Annotated in this window: 1 protein-coding gene and 1 pseudogene; both read left to right on the top strand. The window is 70.2% G+C overall.

From position 1 onward, the window contains the following. Positions 1-175, top strand: a pseudogene (locus CDO44_RS27745) (4-aminobutyrate--2-oxoglutarate transaminase); the annotation flags it as partial. Then, positions 172-1785 (top strand): acetolactate synthase large subunit, encoded by a 1614-nt coding sequence (locus tag CDO44_RS26170; RefSeq protein WP_087783219.1) that lies wholly within the window; start codon positions 172-174, stop codon positions 1783-1785. The pseudogene CDO44_RS27745 and the gene CDO44_RS26170, both read left to right, overlap by 4 nt. The last annotated feature ends 162 nt before the right edge of the window (positions 1786-1947 follow it).

Genomic DNA, 1947 nt, shown 5'->3' with positions numbered 1-1947 from the left:
GGCGGTGCGCGAGCAAGCGCTGGCGCGAGGCCTCATCCTGCTGGTGTGCGGCAGCTACGGCAACGTCATCCGCTTCCTGTTCCCGCTCAATACCCCCATGCCGGTATTCGAAGAGGGGCTGGACATCATCGATGCCGCGCTCACGAGCGCTACCCGGCAGGAGCAGGTGGCATGAGCGCGTCCGCCCGGCCGTCCGCCCGGCCGTCCGAAGGACGCGCCCTCCCTGCCGCCACCAGGCAGACCGGCGCCCAATGGCTGCTGCGCAGCGCCGCCGCCTCGGGCATCGAAGTGTGCTTTGCCAACCCGGGCACGACGGAACTGCCTTTCGTCGGCGCGATGGATGCCGTGCCGCAAGTACGGCCCATCCTGTGCGCGTTCGAAGGCGTGTGCTCCGGCGCCGCGGACGGCTACTACCGCATCCGCGGCGTGCCGGCCATGACGCTTACGCACCTCGGGCCGGGCTTTGCCAATGCCATCGCCAACCTGCACAACGCGCGCCGCGCCGGCTCCGCGGTCTACAACGTGATCGGCGAACACATGTCCTGGCACGTGGAGGCCGACCCGCCGCTCGCCAGCGATATCGAATCCCTGGCCAAGCCGGTGTCCGCCGGCGTCTACCGGGCCGATTCGCCGGCGTCGCTGGTCGCCTCCGTCCGACAGTCGCTGGCCAATGCGCTGGCTCCGCACGGCGGCATACACAGCCTGATCCTGCCCATGGACCTGCAGGCAGCGGCGATGGACGAGCCGGTGTTCACCGCGACCTGGACCGATGCGCCGGCGGCGGTGGAAGCGGCGGCCATCGAGCGGGTAGCGGCGGCGGTCGCCGCGGGCAGGCGGACCTTGCTGTTGCTGGGCGGCGATGCCTTGCACGAGGCGGCGCTGCTGGAGGCGCTGCGCTTGCGCGACCTGGCCAACGTCGAGATCGTGGGCGAGACCTTTCCGGCCCGCAGCGAACACGGTGGCGGTCTGCCGGCCATCCGCCGCTTCAATCCCGCCGCCGAACAGGCCCATGCCTATCTGCTCGGGTTCGAGGTGGTGGCGCTGATCGGCGCCAAGCGGCCGGTGGCATTCTTCGGTGTGGAGGGCTATCCCAGCTACCTGGGCGACCCCGCGCGGATGATCGCGCTTTGCCAGGAGGGACGGGGAGCCGCCGCCACGCTGGCCGCGCTGGCCGACGACCTGAAACTGGCGAGGCAGGGGCTCGAGCCCCGGGAGCGCGTCACCGACCAGGGCCTGGACGAGACCCTGACGCCGGAGACGGCCGCGCGCGTGGTGGCCGCGTGGCTGCCGGAAAACGCCATTATCTCGGCCGAAGGCAAGACGCTGGCCTTTCCCTTCAACGCGATCTCGGCGCATGCGCCGCGGCACGCCAGCATGGTGCTGACCGGCGGCGCGATCGGGCAGGGCATTCCGGCGGCCTTCGGCGCGGCCATCGCCGCCCCGGACCGCAAGGTGGTGGGACTGCAATCGGACGGCAGCGCGCTGTATACCGTCCAGGCGCTCTGGTCGATGGCGCGGGAGAACGCGGATGCGACCATTCTCATCGCTTCCAACCGGCGCTACAACATCCTGATCGACGAGATGCGCCGCAACGGCTACGAGCTCGCGTCGCCGCCGGTACGCGACCTGCTGCAGCTGTCGCGGCCCGATCTCGACTGGCTGGGCATGGCCGCGGGCTTCGGCGTCCATGCCGAACGCGCCTCGACGGTGAGCGAGCTGCGGCGGTCTTTCAAGCGGGCCATGGCCGAGCGGGGGCCGCGGCTCATCGAGGTCATGCTGCCCTGAGGCGCATTCAATACCGAGGAAGACACGGACGAACCATGCATGCGAACTACATAGCGGGGCAATGGCTGGAAGGCGCGGGCGCCACGCGCAACATCAATCCCTCAGACGTGTCGGACGTGATCGGCGAGTATGCGCATGCCGCGCCCGAGCAGGTGGCGCAGG

It is taken from the genome of Pigmentiphaga sp. NML080357 (assembly GCF_002188465.1).
GTDB lineage: Bacteria > Pseudomonadota > Gammaproteobacteria > Burkholderiales > Burkholderiaceae_B > Pigmentiphaga.
The sequence above is the reverse complement of the archived record's forward strand: the minus strand, read 5'-3'. Positions and strand labels throughout refer to the sequence as shown.

Coding starts and splice junctions, on each gene's coding strand:
- CDO44_RS26170 (WP_087783219.1), top strand. CDS start 172: ATGAGCGCGTCCGCCCGGCCGTCCGCCCGGCCGTCCGAAGGACGCGCC.